Raw genomic sequence first — 15,162 nt, 5'->3', positions numbered from 1 at the left:
CTACCGTAGTCCCCGTGAAGAACTTGCTCGCCCCTGCCGCCACTGCCGTGACCGTCGTCCTGTGGGCCTCCGCCTTCGTCGCCATCCGCCACGCCGGCACGGAGTTTTCCGCCGGTCCCCTCTCCCTGGCCCGCCTCCTGGTCGGCAGCGTCCTGCTCGGCGTCTTCCTGCTCGTCCGCAGCAGCCCGCGGCCCGCCGTGCGCCGCTGGCCGGCCAAGAACGACTGGCCGCTGCTGCTGGCCTGCGGGCTGCTCTGGTTCGGCGTCTACAACCTCACCCTGAACGAGGCCGAACGCCGCCTCGACGCCGGCACCGCGGCGATGCTCGTCCACGTCGCACCCCTGCTGATCGCCCTGCTCGCCGGGCTCACGCTCGGCGAAGGCTTCCCCCGGCCGCTGGTGATCGGCAGCCTGGTCGCGTTCGGCGGCGTGGTGGTGATCGGCACGTCGACGTCCACCGGCCGCACGGAGACCTGGGGCGTCGTCCTCTGCGTCACCGCCGCCATCTCGTACGCCGTCGGCGTGGTCACCCAGAAGCCGCTGCTCAGCCGCCTCCCCGCCGCCGAGGTCACCTGGCTCGCCTGCACGATCGGCGCGGTCGTCTGCCTGCCGTTCGCACCGACCCTGATCGACGAGCTCCGGACCGCGAGCGCCGCGACGATCTGGTGGGTCGTCTACCTCGGCGCCTTCCCGACCGCCCTCGGCTTCACCACCTGGGCCTTCGCGCTGCGCCGCTCCACCGCCGGCCGCATGGGCGTCACCGTGTACGCCGTACCGGTCGTTGCCATCGGCCTCGGCTGGCTCTTCCTCGGCGAAACCCCGGCCGGCCTGGCGCTGGCCGGTGGCGCGCTCTGCCTCGTCGGCGTCGCGATCTCGCGCCGCAAGGACACCACTTCCCGAGTCAAGGAGACAGCACGATGAAGTTCGGACTCTTCGTCCCGCAGGGCTGGCGGATGGACCTCGTCGAGCTGAGCGACCCGATCGACCAGTGGGAGGCGATGACCGCGGTCGCCCGCGCGGCCGACGCCGGCCCCTGGGACTCGATCTGGCTGTTCGACCACTTCCACACCGTGCCCGAACCGGTCCGCGAAACCGTCTTCGAAGCCTGGACGGCCACCGCCGCGCTGGCACGCGACACGCACCGGGTGAAGCTCGGCCAGATGGTCGGCTGCAACGGGTACCGCAACCCCGCCCTCTACGCGAAGATGGCCGCGACCGTCGACGTGGCCAGCCACGGTCGCCTGTACGCCGGCATCGGCGCCGGCTGGTCGGAGCACGAGTGGACGGCGTACGGGTATCCCTGGACCAGCCTCAAGGACCGGATGGGCTCGTTCGCCGAGTCCGTCGAGCTGATCCACCGGCTGTGGACCGAGGACGACGTCGTCTTCCAGGGCGAGTACCACTCGGTCGACAAGCCGTTCGTCGAACCGCGGCGCAAGCCACCGCTGTGGATCGGCGGCGGGGGCGAGAAGGTGACGCTCAAGCTGGTCGCGCAGTACGCCGACGCCTGCAACTTCGGCACCGGCGTCGTCGACACGATCAAGCACAAGCTCGCCGTCCTGCGCCGGCACTGCGACGCGGTCGGTCGGGACTACGACACGATCGTGAAGTCGACCAGCATCAACGTGTTCCCGGTCGAGGCCGGCGCCGACCCCGTCACCGCGACGGCGAAGGCTCGGGGGCGCTACACGCTGGAGGAGTTCGGCGCGATCGGCAACGGCGGTGGGCTCGAAGGGCTGCGGGCCGAACTGGTGACCGCCAAGGAGCTGCGGGTCCAGCTGGAGCAGCTGGCGGAGATCGGGATCGAGTACGTGATCGCGTACATCCCCGGCGTCGCGTACGACCGCGAACCGCTGCAGCGGTTCGCGGAGGACGTCGTACCGGCGTTCAGTTAGGGCTTGATGCCGCGGAGGTGGGCGTGGACGCCGCCGTACACCTCGGTCTTGGGCAGGAGGGCCTTCGGGACCTTGGTGACGACGCTGTAGTTGGCGTCGACGACGTTGGCCAGCGGGACCTCGCTGATCTGGCTCAGCAGCTGGTACGCGTCCAGCTTGTCCAGGCCGTACAGCTCGCCGAGCCAGCCGACCATGTCGACCTGGCCGGCGCGCCAGGCGTCCTCCAGCGGGCGGCTCGACCCGACGACGGCCAGGTGGTCGTCGGTCTCGAGCCGCGGCCAGGCCGGGCCGGGGGTCTTGATCAGGTCGACCAGCATGACCACGTTCATCGCGCCTTCGACCGCCGTACCGCAGGACTCGCCCTCGCCCTGGCGGTAGTGGCCGTCGCCGACCGAGAACAGGGCACCTTCGACGTTGACGCGCAGGTAGCACGTCGTACCGGCCTTCATCTCGGGCGTGTCCATGTTGCCGCCGAAGTAGTCCGGTACGAGGGAGGAGCGGACCTCGAAGGCCGCCGGGGCGACCCCGACCGTGCCCAGCATCGTGTTGACCGGGAGCGCGAGCTCGAAGTCGCTGCCCTGGGCCTGGAAACCGACGGTCTGGTTGGCGGCGTCGACCTCGTAGATCCAGGTCCGCTCCGGCAGCGGGTCCTGCAGCGTGGCCGTCTTGTCCGTGCTGGTCAGGCCGCCGAAGAACGGGATGGTCGCCGACGCGCCCCAGCTGCGCGCCGGGGTCAGCTCGACGAAGTGCAGCGCGAGGGTGTCACCGGGCTCGGCGCCCTCGACGTAGAACGGACCGGTCTGCGGGTTCACGAACGGCATGTTCAGGCTGGCACTGGCCAGGTCCTCGGTGCTGCGCAGGCGGCCCGAGAACGCGTCCTCGGTCCAGAGCCGTAACAGGGTGCCGGGGCTGACCCGGCGTACCGGGGCGGCACCGCCGAAGGTCCAGGTGAGCTGCTCGGCCTCGGGGGAGAACTCGACGATGTCCACGCGGAAAAGCTACGCCTGGTGATCGCTCCTTCGCGACTGATCAGCGGGTTCTCAGCCGTTTCTCAAACTGACGGCCTAGGCTCGTGCGACGGAGCAACTTGACGGATTCGAGCGGGGAGCGAGCGATGCGGGTACTGGTGGTGGACGACGACCGGGCGGTCCGGGACTCGCTGCGCCGTTCGCTGGAGTTCAACGACTTCGAGGTCGTGACGGCCTCCGACGGCGCCGAGGCGCTCGCCGTGATCGGCAACGTCGAGCCCGACGTGGTCGTGATGGACGTGATGATGCCGCGCCTCGACGGGCTCGAGACGACCAAGGCGTTGCGGGCCGCAGGCAACAACGTGCCGATCCTCGTGCTGACCGCGCGGGACGCGGTGGCCGACCGGGTCGACGGACTCGACGCCGGCGGCGACGACTACCTGACGAAGCCGTTCGCGCTGGAGGAGCTGCTCGCGCGCCTGCGCGCCCTGCTCCGGCGCAGCGCGACGCCCGGTGAAGGCGGACCGCGCGGCGAGGTGCTGCAGTACGCCGACCTCGTGGTCGACGTGGACGCGCACGAGGTCCACCGCGGCGACGTGGCGATCCAGCTGACCCGCACCGAGTTCTCGCTACTGGAGCTGCTGATCCGCAACCCGCGCAGGGTTCTCGAGCGCGCCGTCATCCTGGACGCGGTCTGGGGCTACGACTTCCCGACCACCGCCAACTCCCTCGAGGTCTACGTCGGCTACCTGCGCCGCAAGACCGAGGTCAACGGACTGCCCCGCCTGATCCACACCGTCCGCGGGATCGGCTACGTCCTGAGGGACACGCCACCGTGAGCTCGCAACCTCCTGACTTCCCGTCGTACGGCGGGAGTGGGCGCATTCCGCCGACGCCGAGTCCTCGGCCGTCCTCCGGGCAGGGCGGGCCGGGCGGGCCCGGCTCGGGTCAGCCCGGCTCGGGTCAGCCCAGCTCGGGTCAGCCCGGACCAGGTCAGCCCGGGTCGGGTGCGTCGGGCCAGGGTCAGCCCGGCTCCGCACAAGCTGGACCGGGTCAGCCCGGCCAGGGGCAACCCGGCTCGGGGCAACCCGGCTCGGGTGGGCCCGGCTCAGGTGCGCCCGGCGCCGGCAGCGCCGTACCGAACGCCCCGAAGGCCTGGCTCAACGGCAACGGGACGCGGATGGCGGCGACCGCTGCCCGGACGCAGAGCTGGTGGCAGGAGAAGCTGCACCGGCTGAGCCTGCACGCCCGCGTCACGCTGCTCGCCGCGGTGGCCGTCGGCTTCGCGGTCGCGCTGGTGAGCATCTCGGCGTACGTGACGGTGCGCCAGCAGATGTACCAGAACCTCGACAACAGCCTGGTCGACCGCGCCGGACAGGCGGCCAACCGTGGCATCCTCACCAACCTGGCGAACCTGCAGGAGGTCTCGCCGGAGGCCCTTGGACTGAGCGACATCAAGCTCGGCCTGCTGGGCGCGGACGGCCAGCAGTTCGGCTCCGACCCTCAGTACCTGCCGCCGATGGGACAGGCCGAGCACGACGTCGCGGTCGCACAGGACAACGAGGCCAGCATCCGTACCGTCGGTGTCCGCAACAGCGGACACGTCCGCGTCATCGCCGTACCGACGCAGTTCTGTCCGTACAAGGGCGTCAGGTGCAGCCCCGACGAGGTCGAACCAGGCGCGCTGGTGGTGGCCCAGTCGCTCGCCCCGATCGACCAGACCCTGCACAACCTCGGGATCGTGCTGTGGGCGTTCGGGCTGGTCGGCGTGATCGGCGCGGCGCTCGCGGGCAACGCGATCGCCCAGTCCGGACTCAGGCCTCTGGTGCGGTTGACAGGTGCGGCCGAGCACGTCGCCCGGACCGAGGAGCTGCGCCCGATCCCGGTGACCGGGTCGGACGAGATCTCCCGGCTCGCGCTCGCGTTCAACGCGATGCTGCAGGCCTTGGCGCGCTCCCAGGACCGGCAACGCCGGCTCGTCGGCGACGCCGGTCACGAGCTGCGGACACCGCTGACGAGCATCAGGACCAACCTCGACCTGCTCGCGCAGGCCGACAAGCGCGGCGGGCTGCGACCGGACGACCGGCAGCAGCTGCTGGACGACGTACGGGCGCAGATGGACGAGCTGACCACGCTGATCGGCGACCTGACCGAGCTGGCGCGCGACACCCCGCAGGTCCGCGACGCCGAGCTGATCGAGCTGTCGAACGTGGTCGAGGACGCCGTACTGAAGGTACGCCGGCGCGCGCCGGGCCTGGAGTGGGACGTGCAGCTGGCGCCGTTCCCGGTCTGGGGCGACGAGCGGCTGCTCGGTCGCGCCGTGACGAACCTGCTCGACAACGCCGCGAAGTACAGCACCCCCGACGCGTCTCCCGCCGACGACGAGCCACCGTCCCGCGTGATCGTGCGCCTGCGCGACGGCGTACTGACCGTGACCGACAGCGGCCCCGGCATCGCCGAGGCCGACCTGCCGCACGTCTTCGAGCGCTTCTACCGCTCCAGCGAAGCCCGCAGCCGCCCCGGCTCCGGCCTCGGCCTGGCCATCGTCAAGCACGCCGCCGAGCAGCACGGCGGCATGATCTACGCCCGCAACGCCCCCGGCGGCGGAGCCCAGTTCACCCTCTGGCTCCCCCACGCCGCCACCCAGTCCCGCTAAACACCCGCCCCCCAGGCGAGGGGACTCGCCCCAGGCGAGGGGACCCTCCAGGCGAGGGACCCGCCCCAGGAGAGCACCTCTCCCGGGGATGCTGCTCACAACACTCCTCTTTCCGGCCGGAGCGACCTCAGCCCGCGCGGACCTCTCCGGCCGCATCGCCGCCGACCTCAGCCGCGCGTCTCCTCACCCATCGAAAGAAGGAAAGGAGAGGACGGCGAGTGTTCCGCCCGAGCTCAGCACCCCGAACGAACCCTTCTTCACAGGTTCGTCACAGGTTCCTCAGCGGAAGCTCAAGGAGTTCTTTGGCTGCTCTGACGGGATCTTCAGGGCTCTCTCAGGTCCGGCGCCCATGGTTGACCCATGACCGAGAACCAGCCGCACCAGCCGCAGGACCAGCCCGGGAACGACACCCCGGCGCAGGGTTCGACGTACGGGAACCAGGCTCCGCAGGGGACGCCACCGTCGTACGGCGCGAGTCCGCAGGAGCGTACTCAGCAGCTGCCGACGACGGGCTACGGCCAGCACTCGCAGCAGCAGTACGCGCCGCAGGGCCAGGGGCGCTACCAGAGCGGTCAGTTCGGTACGTCCGGGGCGCATCAGGGGGCGTCGCCGGGTACCAACTGGCCGCCGCCGTTCGGCCCCCAGCAGCCGGCTGAGCCGGAGCCTCCGAAGCCCAAGCGGCGCGGACTGGCTGTGGTGGCGCTCACCGCGCTGCTGGTCGGGACCGCCGGCGGCGTGGGTGGTGCGGCTGTGTACTCGGCGACGAACGACTCCAGCACGACCTCGTCGGTGACCGCCCCGCTGAACGGCGGGCAGGCCGCCCCGGTGGCAGCGCCGAACGGCTCGGTGCAGCAGGCCGCGGGCAAGGTCCTGCCGAGCGTCGTGAAGATCGCCTTCACCACCTCGCAGGGCTCCGGTACCGGCTCGGGGATCGTGATCAGCAAGGACGGCCTGATCGCCACCAACAACCACGTGGTGGCCGGTGCCGGTCAGGGCGGCAAGCTGAGCGTCATCCTGAACGACGGCCGCGCGGTCTCCGCGACCGTGGTGGGCACCGACCCGCTGACCGACCTCGCGGTGATCCGCGCCGACGCCAAGGACCTGACGCCTGCCGCTCTCGGCAGCAGCGGCAACCTGGCGGTCGGGCAGGGTGTGGTCGCGATCGGTTCGCCGTTCGGCCTCGACGCCACCGTGACGAGTGGGATCGTCTCGGCGCTCAACCGCCCGGTCACCTCGGGCGGCGAAGAGCAGGACAGTACGACGGTCTTCCCAGCCATTCAGACGGACGCCGCGATCAATCCGGGTAACTCCGGCGGCGCTCTGATCGACCTCGCCGGCCAGGTGGTCGGAATCAACAGCGCGATCAAAACCGCCGGAGGATCGGGACAATCCGAAGGCGGAAACATCGGCCTGGGCTTCGCAATCCCGATCGACCAGGCCAAGCCGATCATCGACGAGCTGGTGGCCAAGGGCAAGGCCACACATGCGCGGCTCGGAGTGCAGGTCGGCGACGCGCAGTCCTCCGACGGGCTCACACAAGGAGCAACCCTCGGCGAGGTGACGTCCGGCGGTGCGGCGGACAAGGCCGGCCTGAAACGCGGTGACGTGGTCACCGCGATCGACGGCAAGGCGATTGCGTCAGGGGACGCGTTGGTCGCCGCGGTCCGTTCGCACCGCCCGGACGATGAAGTGACGATCACCTACAACCGCTCCGGCCAGAACGGCCAGACGGCCAAGGCGAAGCTCGGCTCCGACAACGGCAACCCCACGGGGTGAACTCCGGTGCCGGGGGCCCCTCCTCCCCCGGCACCCGATCCACGAACCGGGACTCCGGCCGCCCACCGAGCGGCCGGAGTCCCGTTCTGCTGTTCGAGGCGGGTTTCCGACATGTCGTGGCAGTCGGCGGGCGCAGCACCTACGGTGGAGAAACGAAAGGTCACTGCGTATTGGACTGAGGAGCGCCCATGAACCGACGGATCGGCACCGTGTTCGCGAGTGCGATGGCAGCCGGGGTGCTGCTCGCGTCGGCCGGGTTGGTGGCTCAGGCCGGCCAGTCCTCGGTCCAAGCAGCCTGTACGGCGGCCGCCTGGGCCGAGGGCATCAGCTACGCGGCCGGCGCCAAGGTGAGCTACCAGAACCGTTCGTACGCCGCGCGCTCCGCGCACACCGCCCCGCCCGGCTCCGGCTGGAACCCGCTCGCGGCCCCCTCTCTCTGGCTCGACCAAGGCGCCTGCGACAGCACCCCACCGACGACCCCGCCCACCACGCCACCCACGACCCCACCGACCACCCCGCCGGGCCAGGCCGCCTGCGCAGTGAAGTCCCGCCCAGCAGGCAAGGTCCTGCACGGCTACTGGGAGAACTGGGACGGCGCCTCCAACGGCGTCCACCCGCCGTTCGGCTGGACGCCGATCACCGACGCCCGGATCGGCCAGCACGGCTACAACGTGATCAACGCGGCATTCCCGGTGATCCTGTCCGACGGCACCGTGAAGTGGGAGGACGGGATGGACGCGACCGTGAAGGTCGCGACGCCTGAGGAGATGTGTCAGGCGAAGGCCGCCGGGCAGACCATCCTGCTGTCGATCGGCGGCGCGACCGCCGGGATCGACCTCAGCTCGTCCGCCGTCGCCGACCGGTTCGTGGCGACCGTCGTACCGATCCTCAAGCAGTACAACTTCGACGGGATCGACATCGACATCGAGACCGGCCTGTCCGGCAGCGGCAACATCAACCAGCTGTCGCCCTCGCAGGCCAACCTGATCCGGATCATCGACGGCGTGCTGGCCCAGATGCCGTCGAACTTCGGCCTGACGATGGCGCCGGAGACGGCGTACGTGACCGGCGGCAGCGTCACCTACGGCTCGATCTGGGGCTCGTACCTCCCGATCATCAAGAAGTACGCCGACAACGGCCGCCTGTGGTGGCTGAACATGCAGTACTACAACGGCAGCATGTACGGCTGCTCCGGCGACTCGTACTCCGCGGGCACCGTGCAGGGCTTCGTCGCCCAGACCACCTGCCTCAACAACGGCCTGGTCATCCAGGGCGTGACGATCCGCGTCCCGTACGACAAGCAGGTGCCCGGCCTCCCCGCGCAGAACGGCGCCGGCGGCGGCTACCTGGCGCCGTCCCTGGTCACCCAGTCCTGGAACAGCTTCAACGGCCAGCTCAAGGGCCTGATGACCTGGTCGATCAACTGGGACGGCTCGAAGAACTGGACCTTCGGCGACAACGTCAAGGCACTCCAGGGCCGCTGACGGCTAATTGTGTCGCGGGCGGACCGACGGACACGTACGGTCCGCCCATGACGTTTTCTCGCGAACGGCCGCCATTTGTCGCTGACGAACGGACCCAGTTGGTCGGCTGGCTGGATCAGCAGCGGGCACTGGTCCGGTTCAAGTGCGAAGGGCTGGCCGAGGCCGACGAGAAGCGGGTGGTGCTGCCGACGTCGCCGATGATGACGGCGGCCGGGCTGGTCTCGCACATGCGGTGGACCGAGCACTGCTGGTTCGAGGTGGTGTTCCTGAACGGCTCGGCGGCGGAGAACCCGCAGTTCGACGAGTCGTTGCCCGAGGACGCGGACATGATGCCGGAGGCGCCGCTGCGGCAGCTGCTGGACGAGTTCGAGGCGCAGTGCGAGCGGTCCAACGCGATCATCGCGGCGCACTCGCTGGACGAGACCGGCAAGCATCCCGGGTTCAAGGCCGGGCAGGCGACGCTGCGCTGGATGGTGCTGCACATGATCGAGGAGACCGCGCGCCACGTCGGCCACCTCGACACGATCCGCGAGCTGCTCGACGGTGAGAAGGGGTATTACTAGTCGAGTGACGATCGACGTACGGCGAAGTGGCGACCGGTTCCTGACCGAGGAGGACTGGCTGGAGTCGCGGCACTCGTTCTCATTCGGGCCGTACTACGACCCGCGCAACGTCGGGTTCGGCGCGCTGCTCGTGCACAACGACGAAGTAGTTGCCCCCGGCACCGGGTTCGACACGCACCCGCACCAGGACCTGGAGATCGTCACCTGGGTCCTGCGCGGCGCGCTCGTGCACCAGGACTCCGAGGGTCACAGCGGCATCGTCTACCCGGGGCTCGCGCAGCGGATGAGCGCGGGCAGCGGGATCCGGCACTCGGAGAAGAACGACGCGGGCGAGCCGGTCCGCTACATCCAGATGTGGGTCCGCCCGGACGAGCTCGACCTGACGCCGTCGTACCAGCAGGCGGAGGTCGAGCTCCGCACCGGCGAGCTGATCCCGATCGCGTCCGGCCTCCCGAAGCACGCGAGCACCACAGCAGTGAAGATCAACCAGCAGGCCGCCGGAATGTCGGTCGCCCGGCTCAACCCGTACGACGCCGTGCAGCTGCCCGTCGCGCCGTACGTGCACGTCTTCGTTGCCCTCGGCACCGTCACGCTCGAAGGTGCCGGTGAGCTCCACGAGGCCGATGCCGCCCGCATCGTCGCCGCCGACGGCCAAAAGCTCAGCGCCGGCGCCGAGCCGGCCGAGATCCTGGTCTGGGAGATGCGCTAAGCGGTCTGCTGCGACATCGTCCAGACATGCTGCAGCGGCCCGCCGTTCTCGGCGAAGCCCTCGACGAACTGGCTCATGTGCTGCTGCCAGCGCTGGTCGACCGGGTCGTTCGCGAGCTGGGCCACGGCGGCCTCGAAGTCGTCGCACTCGACCAGGTGGAACAGGTCGCGGCCGCTGCGCCAGATGCTCCAGTCGGTGATTCCGGCGTTGTTCATCACCACGATCAGCTCGGGCCAGACCCGGGCGTGCTCGATCGCGTAGGACTCTTCGGTACCGGCGATCAGCCGGCTGTGCAGGGCGAGGCGGGTCACAACCGGGGAGAATACGCCCCGCAGTGATCGAACCGTTACCCGGTTCGCCGGCGATCGCCTCGACGTGACCTGGCGGTACTGGCAGGTTGAGTGCCTTCCGGTCACCGATTCCCCGCAGGAGCCCGCATGGCCGATCGCACCGCCCCCTGGCCGGCCGGTACGCCGAACTGGGTGGACCTGGCCGCAACCGACGCCCGCGCCGCGACCGAGTTCTACGCCGGCCTGTTCGGTTGGCGGTGCGAGCACCAGGTCAGTCGCGACTACTGGATCTGCCGCGTCGACGGCGAGGACGTCGGCGGCATCGGCGGCAAGCACCCGGGCACCGAGGCCCTGCCGAGCCGCTGGACGACGTACCTGGCGACCGAGCACGTCGACCGGACCGCGGCCGCGATCACCGAGGCCGGCGGACGGCTGTTGCTCGACCCGACCGACGTCTCCCTGCACGGCCGGATGGCGATCGCGACCGACCCGAACGACGCGATCTTCGGCCTCTGGCAGGCCACCGACCACATCGGCACCGGCCGTGGTTCCGAGCCCGGCATGCTGGTGTGGAGCGAGGCCCTCAGTCACGGGTACGACGAAGCGAAGGCCTTCTACACCAAGGTCTTCGGCTACCGCCTGGAAGAGATCGGTACGACGAAGGACTTCGGCCCCGGCGACCAGTACGTCGACGCCCGCTACGCCGCCCTCTACGCCGCCGGTCGCCCGGTCGCCGGGACCGGCGAGTTCCACCCGGACACACCCGCCGAGACCCCGGCGCACTGGCTCCCGTACTTCGCGACCGCCGACCTCGACGACACCGTCGCCCGCGCCCGGCGCACCGGCGGCCGACTCGCCAACGCGCCGCTCGACACCGACTTCGGGCGGGTCGCCGTACTGACCGATCCGGAGTCCGCGGTGTTCGCGGTGATCCAACTGGCGGTCTGAACCAACCGGACGGCCCACCTGCGCGTCGTACTGCTGTGGCCCGTCTGAGTATTTCCCCCCTCGTGGCAGGCTGGGCACACGCCGAAGACTGTTCGGAGTGTCAAACCGTCGCCGTGCGAGAGTGGAGATCGTGAAGCGAACTGCCATCGTTTGTCTGAGTGCCCTGCTGGTCACTGCTGGTTGTTCCGACAGCAAGTCCGGCGACGGCGGGAAGGCCGACCCGAACGACGAGAAGCAGGCCTCCGCCGAGGTGGTCAAGGCGTTCGCGGCCGGCTGGGTGAAGGCCTGGGCGCCGGACGGCAAGCCGACCGAGGCCGCCGCGCTGACCGACAACCCGGCCACCTTCGGCCCCCGGCTCGACGACGTCGACACCGCGCTGGTCGCGCAGTCGGCGACCGTCACGCCGCAGGGTGAGCCGAACTGCGCCGACGACAGCAACTGCACCCAGGACCTGGCCGTCGAGGCGGTGCTGCGCGGCATCGGCACGATGAAGTGGACCAGTACGGCGGCCGTCGTGAAGACCGGCGACGCCTGGAAGGTCAAGGCCTCCGGCGACACGATCTACCCCGGTCTCGGCGAGGCCAACTACCTCAAGCGGGTCCGTAGTGTGCCGGCCCGGGCGTCGATCCTGGACCGGACCGGCAAGCCGCTGACCACGAACCGCCCGGTCGTCATCGTCGGGGTCGCCTCGGGCAACAAGGCGACCGCGGCGACGTACGCGGCCTTCACCAAGAACCTCGACGTCGACGGCACCAAGCTGTGGAACCGCGCGAAGGCTGCCCCGGCCGGTCAGTTCATCGACGCGATCACGATCCGCGCCGAGGAGTGGGACAAGCTCCGCCCGAAGATGGGCAACCTGCCCGGCGTGCTGACCATGGGCGGCACCCAGTCGCTGCCGGAGAGCTCGACCTTCGCCCGCTCGGTGATCGGCACGATGAAGACCGCGACGGCGGAGACCCTGAAGAACGCGGGCCCGGCCGCCTCCAGCCAGGACCAGGTCGGCACCACCGGCCTGCAGTACTCGATGCAGCAGCAGCTGGCCGGCACGCCCGGCGGCCAGGTGAACCTGCGCGACGGCAAGACCAAGATGGTGATCAAGGAGGTGTTCAAGCAGGAGGGCAAGGCCGGTACGTCGGTCCGCACCACGCTGGACACCAACCTGCAGCGCGCCGCCGAGGCCGCCCTGGCCACGAGCAAGCTGCCCGCGTCGCTGGTCGCCGTCCAGGCTTCGACCGGTCAGATCCTGGCCGCCGCGAACGGTCCGACCGCGACCAACTACAACCGCGCGTTCCAGGGCCACTACGCGCCCGGTTCGACGTTCAAGATCGTCACCTCGGCCGCGCTGATGGGCGCCGGGCTGACCCAGGCCTCGCCGCTGCCGTGCACGAACACGATCAACGTCTTCGGCAAGTCGTTCAAGAACTACGACGGCCTCGCGCCGTACGGCAACGGCACGATGGAGAAGGCGTTCAACCAGTCCTGCAACACCGCGTTCATCTCCCAGCACGGGCGGCTGGCCAAGGACGGCATGACCAAGGCGGCGGCGATGTTCGGTCTCGGTCAGGAGTCGAAGACCGCGATCCCGTCGTACGTCGGTGAGGTCCCGGCGCCCAAGGACGACGTCGCCGAGGCCGCGTCGATGATCGGCCAGGGCACCGTGACGGCCAGCCCGCTGGGCGTCGCGCTGATCGGCGCCACGGTCAAGCACGGTACGGCGATGAAGCCCGTCCTGGTGATGGGCAAGGACCCGGCGGGGCCGGCGGCGGCACCGTTGCCCCCGGCCACGGCCAACGCGCTGCGCGCGATGATGCGGAGCACCGTCACCAACGGCACCGCGTCCGCACTGGCCAGCACCGGTGTCGCCTCCGGCAAGACCGGAACGGCCGAGGTGGTGTCGAACGGCAAGGTGATCACCAACGGCTGGATGGTCGGCTTCCGCGGTGACGTGGCGTTCGCGGTGATCGTCGAGGGCGGCGTCTCCGGCGGCAAGGCCGCCGGCCCGGTCCTGAAGAACTTCCTCACCCGCTTCAAGTAATCCCCGGATTCGTAGGACGACGGCCGCCTGGGAAACCCGGCGGCCGTCGTACGTTTAGAAGCTGAGGATCTCTTGGATCGCGGACTTGAGGTCCGAGCCGTCGAGCGTGACCAGCTCGAGGTCGGTCGGGAAGCCCGGCGAGTGGAACAGCCGCAGGTCCCGGTGCTTGCCCGCGGTCTCCAGTACGGTCCGGATGAAGCGTGCGTTGCCGAGCTCGTCGATCCGGCCGTTGGCGCAGACCTGGTCCAGCGCGGCGGTCAGGCCGGCCGTGGCGTCCGGAGTCATGTGGTCGCCGCGGCTCTCGACCAGCCGTAGCGCGATCTCGCGGAGCTGGTCGGCGGTGTAGCGCGGGAAGTCGATCCGGGTCGAGAAGCGGCTGCGCAGACCCGGGTTCGCCTCGAGGAACTCGGCCATCGGCTCGGAGTACCCGGCGACGATGACGACCAGGCGGTCGCGGTCGTCCTCCATCCGCTTCAGCAGCGTGTCGATCGCCTCGGTGCCGAAGTCGTTGGTGCTGGTGCCCTTCTTCTTCAGCGCGTAGGCCTCGTCGATGAACAGCACGCCGTCGAGCGCGGAGTCGACCACCTCGTTGGTCTTCACCGCGGTCTGGCCGATCCACTCCGCGACCAGGCCGGACCGGTCGGTCTCGATCACGGTGTCCGCGGCGAGCAGCCCGAGCGCGCAGTACAGGCGGGCCACGACGCGAGCGACCGTGGTCTTACCCGTCCCAGGCGGTCCCGCGAAGATCAGGTGGCCGCCCAGCTTGGCCGTGGGCAGGCCGCGTTCGGCGCGCATCAGGCCGGCCCGGACCTGCGCGGCGACGGCGGAGACCTGCTGCTTGACGTCCTGCATGCCGACGTTGCGGTCGAGCTCGTTGAGGATGCCCTGGACGGCGCCCCAGTCCGGCTGGCGGTGCAGCGCGGGCGCGGACGGCGAGCCGCGGCGGATCACCGGCGCGACGGGCGACGTCGTACTGGTGCGGGTTTCGGTACGCCGGGTGCTGAGCCGGACGTTGGAGTCGGCCAGCGCCTCGGCGACCTGGCGGTGGGAGTTGTCGCGCTCGTAGACCCACTCGAACTGGCGGATCGCGTTCTGCTCGCGCTCGGTGCCGCGGTAGACGAAGCCGAGGTAGTACTCCGCGTCGACGGCGACGAACGAGTTGAGCTGCTGGCCGGCCGCTTGGCGCAGGATCGTCTCGGCCTCGCTCCACTGCTCGACGGTCGCCAGCAGCATCCCGAGCCGCAGCTGCGCCTCGACGCCGAGGTGCCCGTCGGTGGGGATCCGGCGCAGGATGCCGATCGCGCTCTCGAACTCCGAGCGGTTCATCGCGACCGCGGCCTCGAGGAAGTTGCGGCGCAGGTCCTCGATCACCTGACCGGTGGCCTCGGCCGCTCCCGCCGCGTTGCCCGCGCCGAGCCGCCGCAGCGCCTCCGCGTGCCAGACGTGGTCGGTCGTCTCGAGCGAGTGGGTGAACCACCAGCCGGCCCGGAACGACGAGCTGAGCCGCCGCTTGTCGGCGTCCCGCTCCTCACCGAACCGCTTGACGCCCGCGACCAGTTTGTCGAGCGCGGTGTCGGCGTCGCCGCCGGCCGCGTGGAAGCCGAGCCAGGCGTCCGTCATCCCCGGGTCCAGCTCGACGGCCTTGGTGAAGTTCTCCAGCGCCGCCGGCTTGTCCACCGTCGCGGCCTTCTCGTCGGCCTTGGCAAAGCCCAGCTGCCGCGCCCCACGCACCCACAGACCGCGAGCACGCCGCCGCGCCAGCAGCCCCGCGGACTGCTCCGCCATACCCACACTCCCTCGTCAGCCGACCGGTTTGCATCCTCTCACCACGGTGGTTCC

13 protein-coding genes are annotated in these 15,162 nt (G+C 70.2%); 10 read left to right on the top strand and 3 right to left on the bottom strand.

All coding sequences use genetic code 11. From position 1 onward, the window contains the following. Window positions 1–14 precede the first annotated feature (14 nt). Both ACLQ2O_RS03920 and ACLQ2O_RS03915 read left to right on the top strand, forming a co-directional pair. On the top strand, window positions 15–920 hold the full coding sequence (locus ACLQ2O_RS03920; RefSeq protein ID WP_425827228.1) for a DMT family transporter: 906 nt from the start codon (window positions 15–17) through the stop codon (window positions 918–920). Further along, window positions 917–1,894 carry an LLM class F420-dependent oxidoreductase gene (locus tag ACLQ2O_RS03915; RefSeq protein ID WP_425827226.1) on the top strand — a complete coding sequence of 326 codons (978 nt, stop codon included), beginning with the start codon at window positions 917–919 and terminating at the stop codon, window positions 1,892–1,894. The genes ACLQ2O_RS03920 and ACLQ2O_RS03915 overlap by 4 nt, the downstream gene beginning before the upstream one ends. On the opposite strand, the gene ACLQ2O_RS03910 is transcribed toward ACLQ2O_RS03915, so the two are convergent. Further along, the gene (locus ACLQ2O_RS03910) at window positions 1,891–2,883 is read right to left on the bottom strand and encodes an acetamidase/formamidase family protein (protein ID WP_425827224.1); all 993 of its coding nucleotides are present in this window, start codon (window positions 2,881–2,883) and stop codon (window positions 1,891–1,893) included. The two genes, ACLQ2O_RS03915 and ACLQ2O_RS03910, sit on opposite strands and share 4 nt — an antisense overlap. Before the next feature lie 125 nt (window positions 2,884–3,008). On the opposite strand from ACLQ2O_RS03910, the gene ACLQ2O_RS03905 reads away from it, so the two are divergent. The 6 genes from ACLQ2O_RS03905 (at window position 3,009) to ACLQ2O_RS03880 (ending at window position 10,050) form a co-directional block, all read left to right on the top strand. Further along, the gene (locus ACLQ2O_RS03905; protein ID WP_184800369.1) at window positions 3,009–3,701 is read left to right on the top strand and encodes a response regulator transcription factor; all 693 of its coding nucleotides are present in this window, start codon (window positions 3,009–3,011) and stop codon (window positions 3,699–3,701) included. Then, entirely contained in the window at window positions 3,698–5,518 is a 1,821-nt protein-coding gene (locus ACLQ2O_RS03900) for a sensor histidine kinase (RefSeq protein WP_425827222.1), read from the top strand. The genes ACLQ2O_RS03905 and ACLQ2O_RS03900 overlap by 4 nt, the downstream gene beginning before the upstream one ends. A gap of 360 nt (window positions 5,519–5,878) precedes the next feature. Beyond that, window positions 5,879–7,294 carry a S1C family serine protease gene (locus tag ACLQ2O_RS03895; protein WP_425827220.1) on the top strand — a complete coding sequence of 472 codons (1,416 nt, stop codon included), beginning with the start codon at window positions 5,879–5,881 and terminating at the stop codon, window positions 7,292–7,294. 188 nt (window positions 7,295–7,482) lie between these two features. Beyond that, window positions 7,483–8,778: a glycosyl hydrolase family 18 protein gene (locus tag ACLQ2O_RS03890; protein WP_425827218.1), complete on the top strand. Its 1,296-nt coding sequence runs from the start codon at window positions 7,483–7,485 to the stop codon at window positions 8,776–8,778. Between the two features lie 47 nt (window positions 8,779–8,825). Then, window positions 8,826–9,341: a DinB family protein gene (locus ACLQ2O_RS03885; protein ID WP_425827216.1), complete on the top strand. Its 516-nt coding sequence runs from the start codon at window positions 8,826–8,828 to the stop codon at window positions 9,339–9,341. 4 nt (window positions 9,342–9,345) lie between these two features. After that, window positions 9,346–10,050, top strand: a complete 705-nt coding sequence (locus ACLQ2O_RS03880; RefSeq protein WP_425827214.1) for a pirin family protein — start codon at window positions 9,346–9,348, stop codon at window positions 10,048–10,050. Here the strand turns inward: ACLQ2O_RS03880 and ACLQ2O_RS03875 are convergent. Beyond that, complete coding sequence (locus ACLQ2O_RS03875; RefSeq protein ID WP_425827212.1) at window positions 10,047–10,361, bottom strand: L-rhamnose mutarotase; 315 nt, start codon at window positions 10,359–10,361, stop codon at window positions 10,047–10,049. The two genes, ACLQ2O_RS03880 and ACLQ2O_RS03875, sit on opposite strands and share 4 nt — an antisense overlap. A 126-nt stretch (window positions 10,362–10,487) precedes the next feature. Here ACLQ2O_RS03875 and ACLQ2O_RS03870 point away from each other — a divergent pair, with 126 nt between their 5' ends. Both ACLQ2O_RS03870 and ACLQ2O_RS03865 read left to right on the top strand, forming a co-directional pair. Next, window positions 10,488–11,288 (top strand): VOC family protein, encoded by an 801-nt coding sequence (locus tag ACLQ2O_RS03870; RefSeq protein ID WP_425827210.1) that lies wholly within the window; start codon window positions 10,488–10,490, stop codon window positions 11,286–11,288. A 130-nt stretch (window positions 11,289–11,418) separates the two neighbouring features. Continuing rightward, window positions 11,419–13,323 carry a penicillin-binding transpeptidase domain-containing protein gene (locus tag ACLQ2O_RS03865; protein ID WP_425827208.1) on the top strand — a complete coding sequence of 635 codons (1,905 nt, stop codon included), beginning with the start codon at window positions 11,419–11,421 and terminating at the stop codon, window positions 13,321–13,323. Window positions 13,324–13,377: 54 nt separating this feature from the next. On the opposite strand, the gene ACLQ2O_RS03860 is transcribed toward ACLQ2O_RS03865, so the two are convergent. Next, entirely contained in the window at window positions 13,378–15,108 is a 1,731-nt protein-coding gene (locus tag ACLQ2O_RS03860; RefSeq protein ID WP_425827206.1) for an AAA family ATPase, read from the bottom strand. Between the last annotated feature and the right edge of the window lie 54 nt (window positions 15,109–15,162).

It is taken from the genome of Kribbella sp. DT2 (genome assembly GCF_049844575.1).
GTDB lineage: Bacteria > Actinomycetota > Actinomycetes > Propionibacteriales > Kribbellaceae > Kribbella.
This window is presented reverse-complemented; position numbering and strand designations above follow the sequence as displayed.

Bases quoted from the DNA above. Each gene is read 5' to 3' on its own strand.
- ACLQ2O_RS03915 (WP_425827226.1), top strand. From the start codon at position 917: ATGAAGTTCGGACTCTTCGTCCCGCAGGGCTGGCGGATGGACCTCGTC.
- ACLQ2O_RS03905 (WP_184800369.1), top strand. From the start codon at position 3,009: ATGCGGGTACTGGTGGTGGACGACGACCGGGCGGTCCGGGACTCGCTG.
- ACLQ2O_RS03895 (WP_425827220.1), top strand. From the start codon at position 5,879: ATGACCGAGAACCAGCCGCACCAGCCGCAGGACCAGCCCGGGAACGAC.
- ACLQ2O_RS03890 (WP_425827218.1), top strand. From the start codon at position 7,483: ATGAACCGACGGATCGGCACCGTGTTCGCGAGTGCGATGGCAGCCGGG.
- ACLQ2O_RS03885 (WP_425827216.1), top strand. From the start codon at position 8,826: ATGACGTTTTCTCGCGAACGGCCGCCATTTGTCGCTGACGAACGGACC.
- ACLQ2O_RS03870 (WP_425827210.1), top strand. From the start codon at position 10,488: ATGGCCGATCGCACCGCCCCCTGGCCGGCCGGTACGCCGAACTGGGTG.
- ACLQ2O_RS03860 (WP_425827206.1), bottom strand. From the start codon at position 15,108: ATGGCGGAGCAGTCCGCGGGGCTGCTGGCGCGGCGGCGTGCTCGCGGT.